This window comes from Thermocrispum agreste DSM 44070 (assembly GCF_000427905.1).
In the GTDB taxonomy this organism is placed as follows: Bacteria; Actinomycetota; Actinomycetes; order Mycobacteriales; family Pseudonocardiaceae; genus Thermocrispum; species Thermocrispum agreste.
This window is the reverse complement of the sequence record NZ_ATYX01000006.1, coordinates 152,234-170,610: the sequence shown is the minus strand read 5'-3', so window position 1 is coordinate 170,610 and position 18,377 is coordinate 152,234. Positions and strand designations below refer to the sequence as shown.

20 protein-coding genes are annotated in these 18,377 nt (G+C 70.9%); 14 read left to right on the top strand and 6 right to left on the bottom strand.

Annotation, left to right across the window (positions count from 1 at the left end):
• Window positions 1-25: 25 nt before the first annotated feature.
• On the bottom strand, window positions 26-1,051 hold the full coding sequence (hrcA, locus tag YWY_RS0102945; RefSeq protein WP_028846392.1) for a heat-inducible transcriptional repressor HrcA: 1,026 nt from the start codon (window positions 1,049-1,051) through the stop codon (window positions 26-28).
• Between the two features lie 151 nt (window positions 1,052-1,202).
• Here hrcA and YWY_RS0102940 point away from each other — a divergent pair, with 151 nt between their 5' ends.
• Window positions 1,203-1,943: an ABC transporter permease gene (locus tag YWY_RS0102940; protein WP_211227465.1), complete on the top strand. Its 741-nt coding sequence runs from the start codon at window positions 1,203-1,205 to the stop codon at window positions 1,941-1,943.
• 55 nt (window positions 1,944-1,998) lie between these two features.
• Window positions 1,999-2,778, top strand: coding sequence for a permease-like cell division protein FtsX (locus tag YWY_RS0102935; protein WP_156899083.1), 780 nt, complete (start codon window positions 1,999-2,001; stop codon window positions 2,776-2,778).
• A 6-nt stretch (window positions 2,779-2,784) separates the two neighbouring features.
• Here the strand turns inward: YWY_RS0102935 and hemW are convergent, their stop codons facing one another.
• Window positions 2,785-4,008, bottom strand: a complete 1,224-nt coding sequence (gene hemW / locus YWY_RS0102930) for a radical SAM family heme chaperone HemW (protein ID WP_028846389.1) — start codon at window positions 4,006-4,008, stop codon at window positions 2,785-2,787.
• Between the two features lie 143 nt (window positions 4,009-4,151).
• On the opposite strand from hemW, the gene YWY_RS24990 reads away from it, so the two are divergent.
• From YWY_RS24990 to YWY_RS0102885, 10 genes are all read left to right on the top strand, one after another.
• The gene (locus YWY_RS24990) at window positions 4,152-4,238 is read left to right on the top strand and encodes a putative leader peptide (RefSeq protein ID WP_353744556.1); all 87 of its coding nucleotides are present in this window, start codon (window positions 4,152-4,154) and stop codon (window positions 4,236-4,238) included.
• Between the two features lie 65 nt (window positions 4,239-4,303).
• Window positions 4,304-5,986: a nitrite/sulfite reductase gene (locus YWY_RS0102925; protein WP_028846388.1), complete on the top strand. Its 1,683-nt coding sequence runs from the start codon at window positions 4,304-4,306 to the stop codon at window positions 5,984-5,986.
• Complete coding sequence (locus YWY_RS0102920) at window positions 5,983-6,162, top strand: hypothetical protein (protein ID WP_028846387.1); 180 nt, start codon at window positions 5,983-5,985, stop codon at window positions 6,160-6,162. The genes YWY_RS0102925 and YWY_RS0102920 overlap by 4 nt, the downstream gene beginning before the upstream one ends.
• Entirely contained in the window at window positions 6,159-6,857 is a 699-nt protein-coding gene (locus YWY_RS0102915; protein WP_028846386.1) for a phosphoadenylyl-sulfate reductase, read from the top strand. Before YWY_RS0102920 ends, YWY_RS0102915 begins: the two co-directional genes overlap by 4 nt.
• Window positions 6,858-6,865: 8 nt before the next feature.
• On the top strand, window positions 6,866-7,810 hold the full coding sequence (cysD, locus tag YWY_RS0102910; RefSeq protein ID WP_051309592.1) for a sulfate adenylyltransferase subunit CysD: 945 nt from the start codon (window positions 6,866-6,868) through the stop codon (window positions 7,808-7,810).
• A gap of 2 nt (window positions 7,811-7,812) precedes the next feature.
• Window positions 7,813-9,093 carry a sulfate adenylyltransferase subunit 1 gene (locus YWY_RS0102905; RefSeq protein ID WP_028846384.1) on the top strand — a complete coding sequence of 427 codons (1,281 nt, stop codon included), beginning with the start codon at window positions 7,813-7,815 and terminating at the stop codon, window positions 9,091-9,093.
• The gene (locus YWY_RS0102900) at window positions 9,090-9,824 is read left to right on the top strand and encodes a sirohydrochlorin chelatase (RefSeq protein WP_028846383.1); all 735 of its coding nucleotides are present in this window, start codon (window positions 9,090-9,092) and stop codon (window positions 9,822-9,824) included. Before YWY_RS0102905 ends, YWY_RS0102900 begins: the two co-directional genes overlap by 4 nt.
• Window positions 9,825-9,955: 131 nt before the next feature.
• The gene (locus YWY_RS24270) at window positions 9,956-10,765 is read left to right on the top strand and encodes a hypothetical protein (RefSeq protein ID WP_051309590.1); all 810 of its coding nucleotides are present in this window, start codon (window positions 9,956-9,958) and stop codon (window positions 10,763-10,765) included.
• 10 nt (window positions 10,766-10,775) lie between these two features.
• Entirely contained in the window at window positions 10,776-12,755 is a 1,980-nt protein-coding gene (locus tag YWY_RS19990) for an acyltransferase family protein (protein ID WP_051309588.1), read from the top strand.
• A gap of 24 nt (window positions 12,756-12,779) precedes the next feature.
• Window positions 12,780-13,568, top strand: a complete 789-nt coding sequence (locus tag YWY_RS0102885) for an enoyl-CoA hydratase-related protein (RefSeq protein WP_028846382.1) — start codon at window positions 12,780-12,782, stop codon at window positions 13,566-13,568.
• A gap of 44 nt (window positions 13,569-13,612) precedes the next feature.
• On the opposite strand, the gene YWY_RS0102880 is transcribed toward YWY_RS0102885, so the two are convergent.
• Genes YWY_RS0102880 through YWY_RS19985 form a run of 3 tightly spaced genes read right to left on the bottom strand, consistent with a single transcriptional unit; the run spans window position 13,613 to window position 14,638 of the window.
• Complete coding sequence (locus YWY_RS0102880; RefSeq protein WP_028846381.1) at window positions 13,613-13,972, bottom strand: barstar family protein; 360 nt, start codon at window positions 13,970-13,972, stop codon at window positions 13,613-13,615.
• Window positions 13,973-14,000: 28 nt separating this feature from the next.
• Window positions 14,001-14,426, bottom strand: coding sequence for a guanyl-specific ribonuclease (locus tag YWY_RS0102875; RefSeq protein WP_028846380.1), 426 nt, complete (start codon window positions 14,424-14,426; stop codon window positions 14,001-14,003).
• Window positions 14,427-14,437: 11 nt separating this feature from the next.
• Complete coding sequence (locus YWY_RS19985; RefSeq protein ID WP_038044343.1) at window positions 14,438-14,638, bottom strand: hypothetical protein; 201 nt, start codon at window positions 14,636-14,638, stop codon at window positions 14,438-14,440.
• Window positions 14,639-14,687: 49 nt separating this feature from the next.
• Here YWY_RS19985 and YWY_RS0102865 point away from each other — a divergent pair, with 49 nt between their 5' ends.
• Complete coding sequence (locus YWY_RS0102865; RefSeq protein ID WP_028846379.1) at window positions 14,688-15,653, top strand: zinc-binding dehydrogenase; 966 nt, start codon at window positions 14,688-14,690, stop codon at window positions 15,651-15,653.
• Between the two features lie 541 nt (window positions 15,654-16,194).
• Complete coding sequence (locus tag YWY_RS0102860) at window positions 16,195-17,172, top strand: alpha/beta fold hydrolase (protein ID WP_028846378.1); 978 nt, start codon at window positions 16,195-16,197, stop codon at window positions 17,170-17,172.
• Between the two features lie 336 nt (window positions 17,173-17,508).
• On the opposite strand, the gene YWY_RS0102855 is transcribed toward YWY_RS0102860, so the two are convergent.
• The gene (locus YWY_RS0102855; protein WP_028846377.1) at window positions 17,509-18,081 is read right to left on the bottom strand and encodes a DoxX family protein; all 573 of its coding nucleotides are present in this window, start codon (window positions 18,079-18,081) and stop codon (window positions 17,509-17,511) included.
• Between the last annotated feature and the right edge of the window lie 296 nt (window positions 18,082-18,377).

Here is an 18,377-nt window from a genome sequence, read left to right as displayed (position 1 = left end):
TACCCAGCTTCGCGCATCCCGCTGCTCACCGGCCGGAGAGGATCTGGCCGACGTAGTTGGCCACGGCACGCACCGCGGCGATGGTGTTCGGGTAGTCCATCCGCGTCGGGCCGACCACCCCCATGCCGCCGAACAACGTGTCCCCGGTGCCGTACCCGATCGACACCACGGACGTGGTGCGCATCTGCTCGTCTTCATTTTCCTCGCCGATACGCACGTTCAGCACACCGGGTCCGCGCACCGCGGCCAGCAGCTTGAGGACCACCACCTGCTCCTCCAGCGCCTCCAGCACCTGGCGCAACGAGCCGGGGAAGTCCGAGACGTTCCTGGTCAGGTTGGCCGTGCCGCCCAGCACCAGCCGCTCCTCCGGGTGCTCGACCAGCGACTCGATCAGCACCGTGGCGATCCGGGTCATGTGCTCGCGGATCTCCGGGCGCACCCGGTCCGGCAGGCCGGAGACCGTGGACGCGGCGTCCGCCAGCTTCTGCCCCACCAGCGACTCGTTCAGCTCGTTGCGCATCGCGGCGATGTCGTCGTCGCTGATCACGTCGCCCAGCTCGACCGTGCGCTGGTCCACGCGGCCGACGCTGGTGATCAGCACCAGCATGAGCCGGGCGGGGGTGAGCGGGACGACCTCGACGTGCCGGACGGTGGAGTTGGTCAGCATCGGGTACTGGATCACCGCGACCTGCCGGGTCAGCTGGGCCAGCAACCGCACGGAGCGGCGCAGCACGTCCTCGAGGTCGACGGCGCCGTCCAGGAACTGTTTGATGGCGCGGCGCTCGGCCGCGCTGAGCGGCTTGACCTCCGACAGCCGGTCGACGAAGACCCGGTAGCCCTTGTCGGTGGGGATGCGCCCGGCGCTGGTGTGTGGCTGGGTGATGTAGCCCTCCTCTTCCAGGACGGCCATGTCGTTGCGCACCGTCGCGCTCGACACGCCGAGATTGTGCCTGTCCACCAGGGCCTTCGACCCCACCGGCTCCTGAGTGGCCACATAGTCGGCGATGATTGCCCGCAACACCGCGAACCGACGATCCTCGGCGTGGCCCACGGACACCTCCTCCGGCTCGGAACCACCCAGCGACCAGACACCTTCAGTTTACGGCCAATTCGACGCGGTACTGTTGCTTGTGCTAACGACCGGCAGGCACACCGTACCCGCAAACGGGTGATGCTCGCCCCGGCCGGGCACACTCAGCGCCGTGTCGTCCGCCGTGGTTCCCCTCAACATAACGCTCGTTGTCGTCCTGGTGATCCTGGCCACCGTCGCGGCGGTGGTCACCGCGGCAGGCGGGCTCGGGCCCGCCAGGGCCCCGCTGCTGGCAGGCGTGCGCGCGGCCGGGCAGCTGGCCGCCGTCTCCGGGGTCATCACGTTCCTGCTCACCACCGGCTGGTGGGCGGTGTTCGTGGTGATCATGCTCGTGGCCGCCACGGTGACCGCTTCCCGCCGCATCACCAGGACCTTCACCGCGTTCTGGCTGGCCGTGCCCATCGTGTGCGGGGTCGCCCCGGTGCTCACGCTGACACTGGCCACCCGCCTGGTCCCGCTGTCCGGCATCGCGGTCATCCCCATCGCAGGCATCCTCATCGGCAACGCGATGACCGCGACGACGCTGGCCGGGCGGCGGGCACTGGACGAGCTCGAGGCCCGGCGCGGGGAGTACGAAGCAGCGCTGGCGCTCGGCTTCATGCCCCGGGGCGCCGCACTGGAAGTGGCCAGGCAGCCTGCCGCGGAAGCGCTGATCCCGTCGCTGGACCAGACGCGCACCGTCGGCCTGGTCACGTTGCCCGGCGCCTACGTCGGCGTCCTGCTCGGCGGCGCGAGCCCGGCGGACGCCGGCGCCGCGCAGCTGCTCGTGCTGATCGGCGTCCTGGCGGTCCAGGCCATCGCGGTGCTGATCACCGTCGAGCTGATCGCCCGCGGCATGGTCAGCCGATCATGACCCGGACACGACGTCGCGGTCCGCAGGGTGCCACGCCGTGCCAGACTCGGTGCGCGTGAGCATCAAGGGCCTGCTGTGCACCGCAGCGGTGCTGGTGGCTGCGTCCGTCACGCTGACCGGGTGCGCCCTCTTCTCGTCCGAACCGGTCTCGGCGACATGCGCCAACGGCGTGTCGCTGTACTTCGCCGACGACAAGTCCATGCGGACGGCCGCGCAGCGGCTCCGCGAGGACGATCGGGTCGGCGACGTGCGCACCGAGACGCAGGAACAGATGCTCCGCCGGCTGGTGCGTTCCTTCCCCGAGCTGGCCGACGGCATGCGGGACCAGACCAGCAGCGAAGCACCGGCGGTGGCAGCCGTCCACGTCGCTGCGGTCGATGCGCCCAAGGGCGAGCTGGCGAGCGTGCTCGGCGACGAGTTCGCCGACGCGCTGGCCGTCGAGCCGGTGACGTGCGTCAAGGGAGACGAGCGCACAGCAGCGATTCTCTCCCTGTCGCAGTCGGTGAACTGCCGGAATTCCGTGCTGGTGCACTTCGGTACCGATGCGGCCATGACCGCCGCCGCCAGCGCGTTGCGCAACGACCACCGGGTAACTTCGGTGGTGGAGACGACCCGCGAGGAGGCATTTCGGCGCGCCAAGGAGCAGTTCGCCGACCAGCCCGAGCTCGTCGCGTCGCTCCAGCCAGACGACATGTCCCCCTTCGTCGAGGTCACCGCGGCAAACTCGGTCGACGCCCGGCAGCTGGCCGCCGAACTGCAGGCGAAGCTGCCCGACGTGGAGGATGCCCGGGTCGGCATGTGCATCGCGCTGCCGCATCCGGTGGCCGGGCCGTGATCCGGGTCAGCCGGCCAGCCTGCGGACCACGCCGTCGGCCAGCAACCGCCCGCGCCGGGTCAGCACCGCCTTTCCGGCAGCCCACTCCCCCGGTTCGAGCAGGCCGTCCCGGACCGCGTCTTCGGCGGCGCGGCGGCCGGCGTCGTCGAGTGCGTCTCGCGGCAACCCGCGGGCCAGCCGCAGTTCGAGCATGACCCGCTCGAGGTAGCGGTCCTCATCGGTCAGCAGCTCGCGGCCGGCAGCGGGTGAATCACCCGCACGCAACCGCTCCGCGTAACGGGCGGGGTGCTTGACGTTCCACCAGCGGACCCCGCCGACGTGGCTGTGCGCCCCGGGCCCGGCGCCCCACCAGTCGCCGCCCAGCCAGTAGCCCAGGTTGTGGCGGCACTCCGCATCGGCGGATCGCGCCCAGTTCGACACCTCGTACCAGGAGAACCCGCATCCGGTGAGGTAGTCGTCGACCATCTCGTAGTAGCCGGCCAGCACGTCGTCGTCCGGCGCGGGGATCACGCCCGAGCGGACCTTGCGCGCCATCGCCGTGCCGTCCTCGACGATCAGCGCGTACGCCGACACGTGGTCCACACCGTCGGCGATGACTTCGCCGACGGCCTCCAGCGACGCGCGCAGGTCTTCCGGCCGCTCCCCCGGCGTCCCGTAGATGAGGTCCACGTTGACGTGCTCGAATCCGGCGTCGAGCGCCTCGCGAGCGGCGGCGAGCGGCCGCCCAGGGGTGTGCACTCGGTCGAGCACCCGCAACACGTGCGGCACAGCGGACTGCATGCCCAGCGAGACCCGGGTGTAGCCGGCCTCGAGGAGCCCGGCGAAGAACTCCGGCGACGTCGATTCGGGATTCGCCTCGGTCGTGACTTCCGCACCACGGGCAAGACCGAACGCGTCCCGCACGGCCGCCAGCACATCGGCCAGGCCCTGGGCTCCCAACAGCGACGGAGTACCGCCGCCGACGAACACCGTTTCCGCACGCGGAACGCTGCCCAGCACTGTCGCCGCGAGATCCAGCTCTCGCCGCAACCCCTCCAACCACGACTGCGGCGACGCCGACGTGCCCAGCTCACCGGGTGTGTAGGTGTTGAAGTCGCAGTAGCCGCACCGGGTGGCGCAGAACGGCACGTGCACGTAGACGCCGAACGGCCGCTCGCCCAACGACCGCAGCGCTGCGGCGGGTAGCGATCCGTCGCGGGGAGCGGGTTCACCGTCGGGCAATGCAGGCACCCATCCAGTGTCTCCCCACCACGTCGCCGCCGCCCACGGCGGGGCGGGAGGCGGCCGACGACGACCGCACGATTTGGCCGAAAGTTCATCTCACGATCTGAACGACATAGATCAGCAGGTGGACGGCTGGCACTCTGACCCGCATGACGTCAGCCACCGTTCTCCTCGTCAGCCGGCTGCACGTCGACCTTCTCCGGGTGGCCAGCGCACTGTGCCGTCCGGGCTGCTGACTCATCCGCGATCCGTTCCCGACCGCACGCTGCGCACTGGCGCGCCGCCATGTCCACCCGGAGGAATGACGTTGACCACACCTGCCAGAACACGCCCGCGCAAAGGGCGTGGCGAAGGTCAATGGGCCCTCGGCTACCGCGAGCCGCTGAACAAGAACGAACAGACCAAGAAGGACGACAACCCGCTCAACGTGCGCGCCCGCATCGAGAACATCTACGCGCACGTCGGGTTCGACGGCATCGACCCCAGCGACCTGCGCGGGCGTTTCCGCTGGTACGGCCTCTACACCCAGCGCAAGCCCGGCATCGACGGCGGCCGCACGGCCACGCTCGAGCCGGAGGAGCTGGACGACAAGTACTTCATGATGCGCGTGCGCATCGACGGCGGCGCGCTCACCACCGAGCAGTTGCGGGTCATCGGCGAGGTGTCCCAGGCCTACGCCCGCGACACCGCCGACATCACCGACCGGCAGAACGTCCAGTACCACTGGGTCCGCATCGAGGACGTGCCTGCCATCTGGCAGCGGCTGGAGTCGGTCGGGCTGATCACCACGGAAGCCTGCGGCGACTGCCCGCGGGTGATCCTCGGCTCGCCGGTGGCCGGCATCGCCGCGGACGAGGTGATCGACCCGACCCCGGCCATCGCCGAGATCCGGCGCCGCTACGTCGGCGACCCCGAGCTGGCCAACCTGCCGCGCAAGTTCAAGACGGCCATCTCCGGCCTGCAAGACGTGGCGCACGAGATCCACGACGTCGCGTTCGTGGGGGTGGAGCATCCCCAGCACGGGCCGGGCTTCGACGTCTGGGTCGGCGGCGGTCTGTCCACCAACCCGATGCTGGCCACCCGGCTGGGCGCCTGGGTTCCGCCGGCGGAGGTCGGGGAGGTCTGGGCGGGTGTCACCAGCATCTTCCGCGACTACGGCTACCGCAGGCTGCGGCACCGCGCCCGGCTGAAGTTCCTGGTCAAGGACTGGGGGCCGGAGCGGTTCCGCGAGGTACTGGAGAACGAGTACCTCGGCCGCAAGCTCGTCGACGGGCCCGCGCCGCCGGTGCCCGAGACCCAGGTCGACCACGTCGGGGTGCACGCCCAGAAGGACGGCAAGTTCTACGTGGGTGCCTCGCCGATCGCCGGCCGGGTGTCCGGCAGCACGCTGATCGCCGTCGCCAAGGCCGCCGAGCGGGCAGGCTCCCGCCGGGTGCGGCTGACGCCGCTGCAGAAGCTGCTGGTGCTCGACGTGGCCGAGTCCGAGGTGGCGGCGCTGCAGCGGGATCTGGCCGACGTGGGCCTGGAGACCGAGCCGAGCCCGTGGCGGCGCGGCGTGATGGCCTGCACCGGGATCGAATACTGCAAGCTGGCCATCGTCGAGACCAAGGCCAGGGCCAGGGACCTGGTCGCCGACCTGGAGAAGCGCCTGGCGGACGTCACCGACGGGCTGACCGCGCCGCTGTCGATCCACCTCAACGGCTGTCCCAACTCGTGCGCCCGGATCCAGACCGCCGACATCGGGCTGAAGGGCCAGATCGTCACCGATGCCGACGGCAACCAGGTCGAGGGGTTCCAGGTGCACCTGGGCGGCGGGCTCGGCATGGACGCCGGGTTCGGCCGCAAGCTGCGCGCGCACAAGGTCACCAGCGCCGAGCTCGGTGACTACGTCGAGCGCGTGGTGCGCAAGTTCGTCGAACAACGCGAAGACGGCGAGCGGTTCGCCCAATGGGTGGCCCGCGCCGAGGAGGCCGACCTGCGATGAGCGAACGAGCGACTCCGTTCTACTGCCCGTACTGCGCGAACGAGGACCTGCGGCCGCACGTGGACGAGGCCACCGGGTCGCACGCCGCCTGGCTGTGCACCGGATGCCGCCGGGTCTTCCGGCTCAAGATGCTCGGGTTGAACTTCGCCGCCGCCTCCGAGGTGGTGCGGCGATGACCACCTCGACGAGGCAGCAGCACCGCGCGCTGGCCGAGCGCGCCGAGGCAGAGCTCGCCGACGCGACCGCGATCGAGGCGCTGACCTGGGCGGTCGAGCAGTTCGGCGACCGGCTGATCGTGGCGTCCAACATGCAGGACGCGGTGCTGATCGACCTGGCGACCAAGGTCAAGCCGGACATCGACGTGCTGTTCTTGGACACCGGCTACCACTTCGCCGAAACCCTCGGTGTGCGGGACGCGGTCGCCACCGTCTACCCGCAGGTGCGCATCGTCGACGCACAGGCCGAGCAGTCGGTGGCCGAGCAGGAAGCCGAGTTCGGCGAGCTGTACCGGACCGAACCCGACCGCTGCTGCCACCTGCGCAAGGTGGTGCCGCTGCGGCGCACGCTGGCCGGCTACGACGCCTGGGTGACCGGCGTCCGCCGGGTCGACGCGCCGACCAGGGCGAACACCCCGATCGTGCACTGGGACGAGCGGAACGGCCTGGTCAAGATCAACCCGATCGCGGCCTGGTCGGACGAGGAGTTCGACGACTACCTGCGCACCAACGGCATCCTGCAGAACCCCCTGGTGTCCGTGGGCTATCTGTCCATCGGCTGTGCCCCGTGCACGTCGAAGGTCGCCCCCGGCGCCGACCCGCGCAGCGGCCGCTGGGCGGGACACGCCAAGACCGAATGCGGCTTGCACGGATAGGGAGAACCATGACCGCAGTCGTATCCCGATCACGTCCCGCCGGCGACGTCGGCGTTCCGGCCGTCGGCGACCACCTGACGGCCCTGGAGTCCGAGGCCATCCACATCATCCGCGAGGTGGCCGGGGAGTTCGACCGCCCGGTGATCCTGTTCTCCGGCGGCAAGGACTCCACCCTGCTGCTGCACCTGGCCGTCAAGGCGTTCTGGCCCGCGCCGGTGCCGTTCCCGTTGCTGCACGTCGACACCGGGCACAACTTCCCCGAAGTGCTCCAGTTCCGGGACAAGATGGTCGCCAAGCACAACCTGCGGCTGATCGTGGCCGAGGTGCAGCGGTGGATCGACGAGGGCAAGGTGGCCGAACGGCCGGACGGCACCCGCAACCCGCTGCAGACCGTCCCGCTGCTCGACACCATCGCCGAGCACCGTTTCGACGCCGTCTTCGGCGGCGGCCGCCGGGACGAGGAGCGGGCCCGGGCCAAGGAGCGGATCTTCAGCCTGCGCAACGCGTTCGGGCAGTGGGAGCCGCGCAGGCAGCGGCCCGAGCTGTGGAACCTCTACAACGGCAGGCACCGGCCGGGCGAGCACGTGCGGGTGTTCCCACTGTCCAACTGGACCGAGCTCGACGTGTGGCACTACATCGCCAGGGAGAACATCGAGCTGCCGTCGATCTACTACGCCCACGAGCGCGAAGTCTTCCGACGTGACGGCATGTGGCTGACCGCCGGCCCGTGGGGCGGGCCGCGCGAGGGCGAACAGGTCGTCCGCAAGATGGTGCGCTACCGCACGGTCGGCGACGGCTCGTGCACCGGTGCCGTGGAATCGCACGCCACCACCGTCGAGGACGTCATCGCGGAAGTGACCGCCTCCCGGCTCACCGAGCGGGGCGCCACCAGGGCCGACGACCGGCTGTCCGAGGCCGCGATGGAGGACCGCAAACGCGAGGGGTATTTCTGATCGTGAGTTCGTTGTTACGGCTGGCGACCGCGGGATCGGTCGACGACGGCAAGTCCACCCTGGTCGGACGGCTGCTGTACGACACCAAGTCGGTTTTGGCGGACCAGCTGGACGCGGTCACCCGCGCCTCGGTCGATCGCGGGCTGTCCACCCCGGATCTGTCCCTGCTGGTCGACGGGCTGCGCAGTGAACGCGAGCAAGGCATCACCATCGACGTGGCGTACCGCTACTTCGCCACGCCGAAGCGGAAGTTCGTGCTCGCGGACACCCCGGGCCACGTGCAGTACACCAGGAACACGGTCACCGGCGCCTCGACCGCGCACCTGGCGGTGCTGCTGGTCGACGCGCGCAACGGCGTCATCGAGCAAACCCGCAGGCACGCTGCGGTGCTGGCGCTGCTCGGCGTGCGGCGGCTGGTGCTCGCGGTGAACAAGATCGACCTGGTCGGCTACGACGAGGCGAGGTTCACCGCCATCGCCGACGAGTTCACCGCGCACGCGGTCGCGCTCGGCTACTCGCCCGAGGAGGTGCAGGCCATCCCGGTGTCCGCACTGCACGGGGACAACGTGGTGCAGAAGTCGGGCCGCACCCCCTGGTACCGCGGCCCAGCGTTGCTGGAGCACCTGGAGACCGTGCCGGTGGCCGACAACCCGCACGACGAGCCGCTGCGCTTCCCGGTGCAGTACGTCATCCGCCCGCGAACGGCGGAGCATCCGGACTATCGCGGCTACGCGGGACAGATCGCGTCGGGCACCATCCGGCCGGGGGACGAGGTTCTGGTGCTGCCCAGTGGCCTGCGCTCCCGCGTGGAACGGATCGACACGGCCGACGGCCCGCTGGACGAGGCGAGCGCCGGGCGATCGGTGACCCTGGTGCTGGCCGACGACCTGGACGTCGCACGGGGCGATCTGATCGCGGCGGTCGACGCCCCTCCCCGGGTGACCGGCGAACTGTCCGCCGCGCTGTGCTGGCTGGCCGAGAAGCCGCTCACTCCGGGCGCTCGGGTGCTGGTGAAGCACGGCACCAAGACCGTGCAAGCGCTCGTGGAGCGGCTTGACGCCCGGTTCGACGAGCAGCGACTGGCGACGATCGAAGCGCCGGAGACGTTGCGGCTCAACGACATCGGCCAGGTGGCGGTCCGCACCGCGGAGCCGCTTCCGGTGGACGACTACACCACCGCGCACCGTAACGGCGCGTTCCTGGTGATCGATCCGCCGACGGGCGACACGCTCGCCGCCGGCCTGATCGGCGCGCCGCTGCCGTCGCTCGGGGTCGGCCGGTGACCGCACCACTGCTGCTCGTCGCGCACGGCAGCCGCGATCCCCGGTCGGCAGCCACCGTGCGGCGGCTCGCCGCGGTGGTCGGTGAGCGCGCGCCTGGTCTTGTCGTTCGCGTCGCGTTTCTCGACTTGAGCGAGCCGTCGGTCCCGGACGCCCTCGCCGAGCTGCACGGCCAGGGGCATCGGTCGGTGATCGTGGTGCCCCTGCTGCTCGGCTCGGCCTACCACGCGCGCGTCGACCTCCCCGCGCTGATCGCCGAAGCCCACGAACGCTGCCCGGGCCTGGCGGTCACGGTGTCGGATGTGCTGGGGCCCGATCCCGTGCTGCAGTCGCTCGCCGCGCTGCGCGCTGCCGAACAGCTCGACGCCGACGAGACGGCCGGGGTGGTGCTGACCGGTGTCGGCTCCAGCGACGCGAAGGCGAACGCCGCCGTGGCCGGGATCGCCGCGGCTTGGCGGGGCCAAGGCCGGTTCGCCCACGTCACGCACGCGTTCGCGACCTGCCGACCGTCGGTGGAGTCCGCCGTGGCCCGCCTGCGGACGGCGGGAGCGTCCCGGATCGTGCTGGCGCCGTGGTTCCTCGCCCCCGGGCTGCTGCTGGACCGGGCCGCCGGCGAAGCCAGGCGCGTGGCCGACGACGTGCGAGTCGCCGCCCCCCTCGGTGCGCACCCGAGCGTCGCCGAGGTCGTGCTCGCCCGCTACACCTCACCCGTTCCGGTGGCCGCTGCCGCGTGAATCGTTCCCCGGCCACGAGGTGGATTCTCCGCGGCCCGGCCGGCGAGCGCGCAGGTGCAGCATGCCTGGCGGAACGGTCCAGCTCAGCCCATACCGCCCAATCGGACGAAACGAGCTGCTACTTTCGTTGCGTGTTCTCCGAGGCCGTCGTTCAGCGTCAAGCCCGCGTGTACCAGGCGCTTCCCGAGTACCAGCGACGCTTGCGGCTGCTCGACCCCAAACCGTCGGACGCGGTGGCGGAGCTGGACCTGACCGGTTACGAGTACCAGGTCTGCTCCCAGAACGGGGAAGATGGGGTGCTGGTGGAAATTTTCCGCCGCATCGGTGTCGAGGACGGCTGGTTCGTGGAGTTCGGCGTGGAGACCGGCATGGAGGGTAACTGCGTGGCGCTCGCCGACATCGCGGGCTGGCGCGGTCTGTTCATGGAGGCGAACCCCGACACCTACCACCACCTGCACCACAAGTACCTGTGGTCGGACCGGGTCACCACGCTGCACGCCGCGGTGACCCCGGAGAACGTGCAGGAGCTGTTCGCACAAGCCGGGGTGCCCCGCCGCCCCGACGTGCTGTCGATCGACATCGACGGCAACGACTACTGGGTCTGGCGGGCGATCGACGCCTACACGCCCCGCGTGGTGGTGATCGAGTACAACTCCGGTCTCGACCCGGACCAACGCCTGGTGCAACCACCGGACACGCCCGGCTGGGACGGCACCGACTTCTTCGGTGCGTCGCTGGGGGCGCTGATCGACCTGGCCGCACGGAAGGGGTACCGACTGGTTCACTGTGAGCTGGCAGGGGTCAATGCGTTCTTCGTCCACACCGACGAGGCCGGCGCGTTCCTCGCGCCGGAGGACGTCCGGCGCCGCGGCCCGAACTACTTCCTCGGCGCGTTCGGTCACCCACCCGGTGACGCGAACCGCCGCTACCAGGCGGTCTAGGTCGACGACGGTGCGGATCTGGGACGCCCCCACCGAAGTGTTCGGCGTGGTGAAGGCCACGCCGGAGAAGTCCCGCATTGCCTTCATCGACATCGGCCGCACGGTGGCCGCCCTGGTGGTGTTCTACACCCACGTCGCCAACCAGTTCGTCGCCGCCCGGTACGGCGGCAGCGCGGTCACCGACGGCTTCACCGCGTTGTTCGAGACCCCGCTCAACCTCTCCTCGGAGGGCATCGGGCAGATATCGATCTACTTCTTCTTCCTGGTCAGCGGCTTCGTGGTGACGCCGATCGCGCTGCAGCTGGGCGCCCGCAGGTTCGGCGTCAACCGGTTCTTCCGCATCTACCCGATGAACGTGCTGGCCGTGCTGCTGGCGGCGGGCGGGATCGCGCTCGGCCTGTCGGTGCTCAGCGCAGGCCACAAGCAGGACATCACCCCGGGCACGCTGGTGGCCAACCTCACCCTGGCCAACTTCTCCCTCAAGCCGTTCTGGGCGATGGTCGGGGTGGCCTGGACGCTGGCCGTCGAGGTGTTGTTCTACCTGCTGCTCATCGCGATGCTGCCGCTGCTGCGCCGGTGGGTCTGGGCAGCGATCTTCGTCGAGCTGGACATCGTGTTGATCCTGGTGCTGCTGCGCACCCCGCTCGGCGAGGACTTCGGCGGGTTCGCCTCCCAGTCGGCGTACCTGCTGCTGCCGATCATGGGGCAGATCATCTGGGCGGGCTGGCACGGCAAGATCCACCCGTGGCTGGCAGGCGGGTACCTGCTGGCCGCGTGGGGCCTGTTCGTCATGGCCACCAACCTCCGGCTGGACACCGACTACCTGCTGCGCCCGGCCCCCATCGTGTTCGCGGTGCTGGTGTTCTTAGTCGGCCTGGGCGCCGAGCCGCGGTTGAAGCAGCGCGCGTTCTGGACCGCGATGTCCGAACGCAGCTACTCGCTGTACCTGATGCACGGCCTGATCGCGTTGCCGCTGATGCACGCGGTCAGCGACGCGCTGCCGGTCTGGCTCTGCGTCGTGCTCGGTGTCGCCGCCACGTTCGCCGTGACCGAGCTGGCCTACCGGTACGTCGAGCGGCCCAGCCACAACCTGGGCCGGCGGCTGTCCCGGCGGAACGAGGACTCCCCGGCCGCGCCCAGGCCGCGGCTCGGCGCGCTGCTGAAGCGCAAGCGCCGTTCCGCAGACGACTCCTCCGAAGCCGAGGAGGACGAGGAAGACGACGAGCAGGACGCCGACGGCGCCGAGGAAGAGGACGCGCCTTCCCCGGACGAGGAACTGACCCGCCCGAGCATGCCCGCGGCACCGAGACGTGCCGCTGCCGAGGCCCGGACGGTGCACCGCGGGCGCCCGGCACCGGAGGTACGGCAGCGGCGGCTCCCCGCCGAGGAACCGGAACGCGGCGACGATCACCGCGAAGTACCCGCTCGCAACGGTCGCCCGCCGCGGCCGGCCGGCGAGCGAAGCGAACGGCAGGCATCGAACGGACAGCCCAGGCGGCCGGCTGCGAACGGACGTCGCGCTGCGCATGGTCCTGGCGACCGGCCTCCCACCCGGCCCGCACCCGGCGGCCCGCGCGAACGGCCGGCACCGCGCTGGCCGGGTGAGACGCCGGAGCAGTCGCAGGCTTCCCGGCCGATCCGCCGAGAGCGCGGTGTCCTGCCCGAGCCACGGCGGCAGCCGCCCCCGCGTCCCCGGCACCGGCGCGAGGAGCCGCCGAACGGCCACCGGACGGCGAACGGCCGCGTCCACCACGACGAGCCCGTGTGGCCGGTCGCGGGCAACGAAGCCGCGCCCAGGCGGTCCGCAGGCAACGGCGACGCGCGCAGCCGCAGGAACGGACCCGCACCGAGCCCAGACACCCGCAATCGGCCCGTCGGCGAGTCCGCTGGATCGAACGGTCGGCGTGCGCCGCTGGGGTCACCCGACCGCCGGGGCGCCGGACCGCGGGGCGCCGGACCGCGGGGCGCGGACAGGCCGCACGCGCGCTGACGGGCATGTGCCAGAGTGAGCGGCATGGCTGACGAACTCGTGCATTACCGGGCCGACCACGGCGTCGCGACCATCACGCTGGACTCCCCGCACAACCGCAACGCACTGAGCGCCCAGCTGCGCCGGGAGCTCGCCCAGGCGCTGACCACCGCATTGCAGGACGACGCGGTCCGCGTCATCGTACTGGACCACACCGGGCCGGTGTTCTGTGCAGGAATGGACCTCAAGGAGGCGCGTGGCGCCGGGGCCTCCGAGCAGGGCGTCAACGAGTTCCCCCAGCTGCTCAGCCGGATCATGACCAGCCCGAAGCCGGTGGTGGCCAAGCTGGCCGGACCGGCGCGCGCGGGCGGAGTCGGCCTGGTGGCGGCCGCGGACATCGCGGTGGCCGTCGACGACGCCACGTTCGCGTTCAGCGAGGTGCGGATCGGCGTGGTCCCCGCGGTGATCTCGGTGCCGGTGCTGCCGCGCCTGCTGCCGCGCGCCGCCCACGAGCTCTTCCTCACCGGCGCGCCGTTCGACGCCGCCCGGGCGGCGGAGATCGGGCTGATCAACGCGGCCGTGCCCCGGGACCAGCTGGACGCCACGGTCGACGGCTACGTGACAGCGCTCGCCGCCGGTGGGCCGAACGCGCTGGCCGCCACCAAGGAGTTGCTGCGGCGCAGGACGGGCGCAGCCGACGAGGAGGCGCTGAAGGCGGCCTTCGACGAGATGCTGGCGCTGTCCGCGCGGTTCTTCGCCTCCGCGGAGGGACAGGAGGGCATCCGGGCGTTCGCCGAGAAGCGCAAGCCGAACTGGGTGCCGGACCAGTCCTGAACAGCCTGCCCGGGACGCCACCAGGCCTGGCAGGCCGCCCTGCCCTAGGAATCCACCAGCTCGACGGTGAGCTGCCTGCTGTCGGCGCGCTCACCCGCGGGCCCGAGCGCACGCTGCGCGTCCGACAGCACCGATCGGATCGCCAGGTAGGCCCTGGGGTCGTTGTCGCCGAGCGTCGACGAGTTCACCCAGATCAGCACGTGCTCACCGGCGGGCAACCAGGACAGGTCGGTCAGGTAGTCGTAGAGGGCGTCCAGGTTCCGGCCGAACGACTCCGGGAATTCCATCGCGTCGGCGATCGCGTCCAACACTGCGAGCTTGTCCCGCAGACCGGCGCCACTGACGGTGTGCACATACGCGCCGCGAGCGGCGGCTTCACTGGCCACCTCGGCGTGTGTGCGCACTGCGGGCTCCTCGACCACGCTCACTCCCCTATCGGTCCGGGTCGACGACAACGAATGATCGGTAGTGATCCGGTGTGTAGTACAGCTCATCGCCCTCTCCGGTGACCAGTCTCCGGGCCCCACGATCGGGCGAGTTCGGGGTGGGCACCGTGTATTCGCGGTAGTACCCGTGCTCGCGCGCGGGCAGCAACCCTTCCCGGTTGCCGAACACGGTGCCGTCCTGGCGTTCCGGGAACGGGCCGCCCCGCTGGATCAGCCGCCACGTCTGCCGTGCTTCGGCCGGCAGTTCCGACAACGGGGTGATCGGCAGCCCGGACTCCGCCCCGGGAAGCTGGTCGGTGGCGGACCCACCCCACTGGTTCTGCGCCACCCAGCCTGCGCCCACCAACAGCAGCAAGCCGACCAGGGCAGCGGTGATCCGGCGGCGGTTGCGCCGCGGTGGTGCTTCCCGCATAGGGCCCGATCCTAGGCACGCGGGACGTCACGACGCCGACGCACCCGCCGCAGCCGGGCGGAGAGGTGGTCCACGCCGCGGTCCACTCCCCAGGCCACGACCAGGCACACCGGCACGACCACGGCCATGACCACCAGGAACTGCAGCGGGAACCACAGCTCGACAACCCACAGTTCGACCGCGTCCCACCAGGCGCTGAGTTTGTCGAGCATGTGGCGAACCCTACTCCTGTACCGGCCGAACGGCCGATACGGTGTGGTCATGTTCGCCGTATACGCCACAGAACCGCATCCCGACGACCCGCTGGCCGGCCTGGCCGTCGGCGAACGACCCGAGCCCGAGGCCCCGGAGGGCTGGGTCACCGTCGACGTCAAGGCCGCGAGCCTGAACATGCACGACGTGTGGACCCTGCGCGGGGTCGGGATCGGCAAGGACCAGTTCCCGATGATCCTGGGCTGCGACGGCGCGGGCACCCTGCCGGACGGCACCGAGGTGGTGCTGCACTCGGTGATCGGCGACCCGGCGTGGCGCGGCGACGAGACGCTGGACCCCAAGCGCACCCTGCTGACCGAGAAGTACCAGGGCACGTTCGCCGAGCGGGTGGTCGTCCCGGCGGCCAACGTGCTGCCGAAACCGGCCGGGATGAGCTGGGCTGAGGCGGCCGTGATGGGCACCGCGTGGCTCACCGCGTACCGGATGCTGTTCGTCAAGTCCGGCCTGCGGCCCGGACAGTCGATGCTGGTGCAGGGAGCGTCCGGTGGGGTCGCCACCGCGCTGATCCAGCTGGGCCGCGCCGCGGGCATGCGGGTGTACGCCACCGGGCGGACGGAGGCCAAGCGGGCGCTGGCCAAGGAGCTGGGTGCGCACGAGGCGCTGGAGCCCGGCGCCCGGCTGCCCGAACGGGTCGACGCGGTGTTCGAGACCGTCGGCAAGGCGACCTGGTCGCACTCGCTGAAGTCGCTCAAGCCCGGCGGCGTGGTGGTCGTCTCGGGGTCGACGAGCGGGCCGGACGCCAATGCCGAGCTGAACCGGGTGTTCTTCCTGCAACTGCGGGTGATCGGATCGACCATGGGCACCCGCGACGAGCTCGCCTCGCTGCTGGAGTTCGTGCAGCTGGCCGGGATCCGGCCGGCGATCGGCGCGGAGCTGCCGATGACCGAGGCTCCGCAGGCGTTCCGGCAGATGCTGGCGGGCGAGACGGCAGGCAAGATCGTGCTGACCCGCTGATCCGGGCCCGTCGCCGCTGCTTGCCGGACGCGCTCGTCGTGAGCCGTGCAGCCTGCCGGACGGCGGGGCCTTCGGCCCGCTCCGCCGCCGTGGCAATGGTGCCTGCCTGCGTCGAGCGCGGCGAGCTGCGCCGAGCGGTCTCGGCCTGACCGGGTCGGCGCTTGCGGCCGGTCAGGCCGTTCGGGCTCGTTGACCGCGGACCCTGGCGAGCTGATGCCTGAAGCGCAGGCGTAACAAGCCTCGGGGCCGGACGCAAGGCACCCCCACCGCGAGCGGGCCGAGCAGCCGCGCACCTCCGCCAGCTGAGCACACGGGCCACGAACCAGACCAACCTGTAGTGCCTTTTGTGTGCCGTCCCCACGGCGAACCCGGCCTGGGTGAAGGCGGTGTAGGCCGCGGGCGCTACCAGCGGAAACGCCGTTCGGCCGGACCGAACCCGGACCACGGCGACCCGGCATGAGCTGCGGCGATCCGAACCGATGCCGGTTTGTGATCGTCTTGGTGGCGGTTCTTCCGGTGATTCGTTGTCTACCCTCCAGTCATGACGACCGCACCGGAGCGGGGCCGGCGATCGGTCCAGGGCGGATCACCGATCCGCACGACGTACCGCACGTACGCACGTGTGCGCACCCGGGTGTTGACGGTCGAGCGGCCGGGAGCCAGCCGCTCCGGTGTCCGGTACGTCATGTTCCACGGCTACTGCGACAGCGCAGACACGTGGCGGCGGCTGCTGGTGGAGTTCGCCAAGGCGGGCGAGCCGGCGCTCGCGGTCGACTTGCCCGGCTTCGGTGAGGCCGACCCGCTGCGGCCGGGACCGATCCTGCCGCAGCTGGACGCGTTCGTGCGGGCCGTCGTGCGCGCTCAGGCCCGCTTGGGCGACGTGGTGTTGATCGGCAACTCGCTGGGTGGCACGGTCAGCTTGCGCGCGGCACAGCGATCGGCGCCGCGGCTGGCCGGGGTGGTGTCCATCGCAGCGCCCGGGCTGTCCGACACCTGGCTGGTCAACACGGTCAAGCGGTATCCGCTGCCGCTGCGGCTGTACGGTTCGCTGCCGCTGCCGATTCCCGACCGGGTCGTCCGCCGTGTGGTCGACGCCGTCGTGCCCAGGTTGCTGTACGCCCAGCCGCGCGGCGCGGACGACGAGGATGCGCGCCGGTTCGTCCAGCTGTTCTCGTCCAATCGCTCGGTCCGCGAACGGCTCGCCCAGGCCAGGCAGCTGACCAGCGAGTTCGACGAGCGGCTGTACCAGCCGGAGCTCATCACCGCGCCGCTGCTGATCCTGGCCTGTGGACGGGACCGGCTGGTGCGCGCCGAGGGTGGCCGGAGGCTGCACAGCCTGGTGCCGCACAGCAAGCTGGTGGTGCACGACGACTGGGGCCACTGCCCGCAGCTGGACCACGCGCCGGAGATCCACCAGCTGGTGCGCTATTTCGTGCGCCGCAGCCGTCGTGTGGGAGTGCGGCCACCCCGTCCCCTCACCGAGCGGACCGCGGTCGATCGTCATGCGGCCGCTGGTTAGCGCGGCACGCCTGCGGTGGCTGACAGGCGGCCGTCAGCCGCTCAGCATGCGGGCCGGCCGCTGACCGTCGCGCTCGCCGAACCATCAGCTGACCGCCACGCCTCGCCGAACCGCCAGCCGACCGCCACGCCCCACCGAACCGCCAGCTGACCGCCACGCCCCACCGAACCGCCAGCTGACCGCCACGCCCCACCGAACCATCAGCTGACCGCCACGCCCCACCGAACCGCCAGCCGACCGCCACACTCCACCGAACGGGCACCACCCGGACCGCGGTGACGGCCGGACACGACGTGCCGGCCCCCGGTCGGAGGCCGGCAGGTCGGGCTGGCAGGTTCAGATGAGCCAGCGGTTCCTCTGCACGAACGGGATGCGCTCCCAGTAGCGGCCCAGCCCGAGGTACCGGCCCGAGAACGTCAGGGCGAGCACCACCAACATCAGCGCTTCGGTGACGTGCTCGTCCATGAACGGATTGTTCTCCAGCGGCAGTGAAGCCAGGTACATCAGGCCGAGCATCAGCACGCCGGCGACCGCGGCCACGCGCATTCCGATGCCGAGAATCAGCGCCAGCCCGACACCGAGCAGGCCGATCATGAACAGCCAGTCCACCCATGCCTTCCCGGCGAGGCTGGTGAAGAAGTCCTCGAACGGCCCTTCGACCCGTGACAGGTAACCGGTGGTCGGGCTGCCACCGTTGATCCAGGCGCCCTGGCCAGGAGTGGCATGACCGAGGCCGAACGTCTTGTCCAGGAACGCCCAGAGGAAGGTCCAGCCGAGCGCCAGCCGCAGCACGGCAAGCACGTACTGGAGAGCCACGGGACGAACATCTGTGTCGTGGGTGCCGGTCGCGGCCGATGTCGTGGCCTCGGTGTTCCGCGCCGGTGCGTCGTGACCGCTGGTCGTGGCCATCGCCCTGACCTCCTTCTGAACGTGTCCCCGGTGTCTCCGGTGGCAAGGTCGGTTTCAGTCCATCACCCGGACAGGGCTGCCGCTTCTGCTTAATGTCACCGGCTGGTGGGACCCTTGGACGTCCGTCCGGGTGATCGGCACACCGATGTCCCCGGAGATGCTCACGCCGCGGCACGGGCCGCCCACGACCGGGCGAGTGCGGGTCGTCACCGGTGGAGCGGATTCGACATCGCTCGCATCGCAGTGACCAGCGTGAGACGACCAGGACGCAATCGGCCCGTGGGCGGCGGGTAGCG

Bases quoted from the DNA above. Each gene is read 5' to 3' on its own strand.
- YWY_RS0102865 (WP_028846379.1), top strand. From the start codon at position 14,688: ATGTTCGCCGTATACGCCACAGAACCGCATCCCGACGACCCGCTGGCC.
- YWY_RS0102915 (WP_028846386.1), top strand. From the start codon at position 6,159: ATGACCACCTCGACGAGGCAGCAGCACCGCGCGCTGGCCGAGCGCGCC.
- YWY_RS0102925 (WP_028846388.1), top strand. From the start codon at position 4,304: ATGACGTTGACCACACCTGCCAGAACACGCCCGCGCAAAGGGCGTGGC.
- YWY_RS0102860 (WP_028846378.1), top strand. From the start codon at position 16,195: ATGACGACCGCACCGGAGCGGGGCCGGCGATCGGTCCAGGGCGGATCA.
- YWY_RS0102920 (WP_028846387.1), top strand. From the start codon at position 5,983: ATGAGCGAACGAGCGACTCCGTTCTACTGCCCGTACTGCGCGAACGAG.
- YWY_RS19985 (WP_038044343.1), bottom strand. From the start codon at position 14,638: ATGCTCGACAAACTCAGCGCCTGGTGGGACGCGGTCGAACTGTGGGTT.
- YWY_RS0102855 (WP_028846377.1), bottom strand. From the start codon at position 18,081: ATGGCCACGACCAGCGGTCACGACGCACCGGCGCGGAACACCGAGGCC.
- YWY_RS0102885 (WP_028846382.1), top strand. From the start codon at position 12,780: ATGGCTGACGAACTCGTGCATTACCGGGCCGACCACGGCGTCGCGACC.
- cysD (WP_051309592.1), top strand. From the start codon at position 6,866: ATGACCGCAGTCGTATCCCGATCACGTCCCGCCGGCGACGTCGGCGTT.
- YWY_RS24990 (WP_353744556.1), top strand. From the start codon at position 4,152: ATGACGTCAGCCACCGTTCTCCTCGTCAGCCGGCTGCACGTCGACCTT.
- YWY_RS0102875 (WP_028846380.1), bottom strand. From the start codon at position 14,426: ATGCGGGAAGCACCACCGCGGCGCAACCGCCGCCGGATCACCGCTGCC.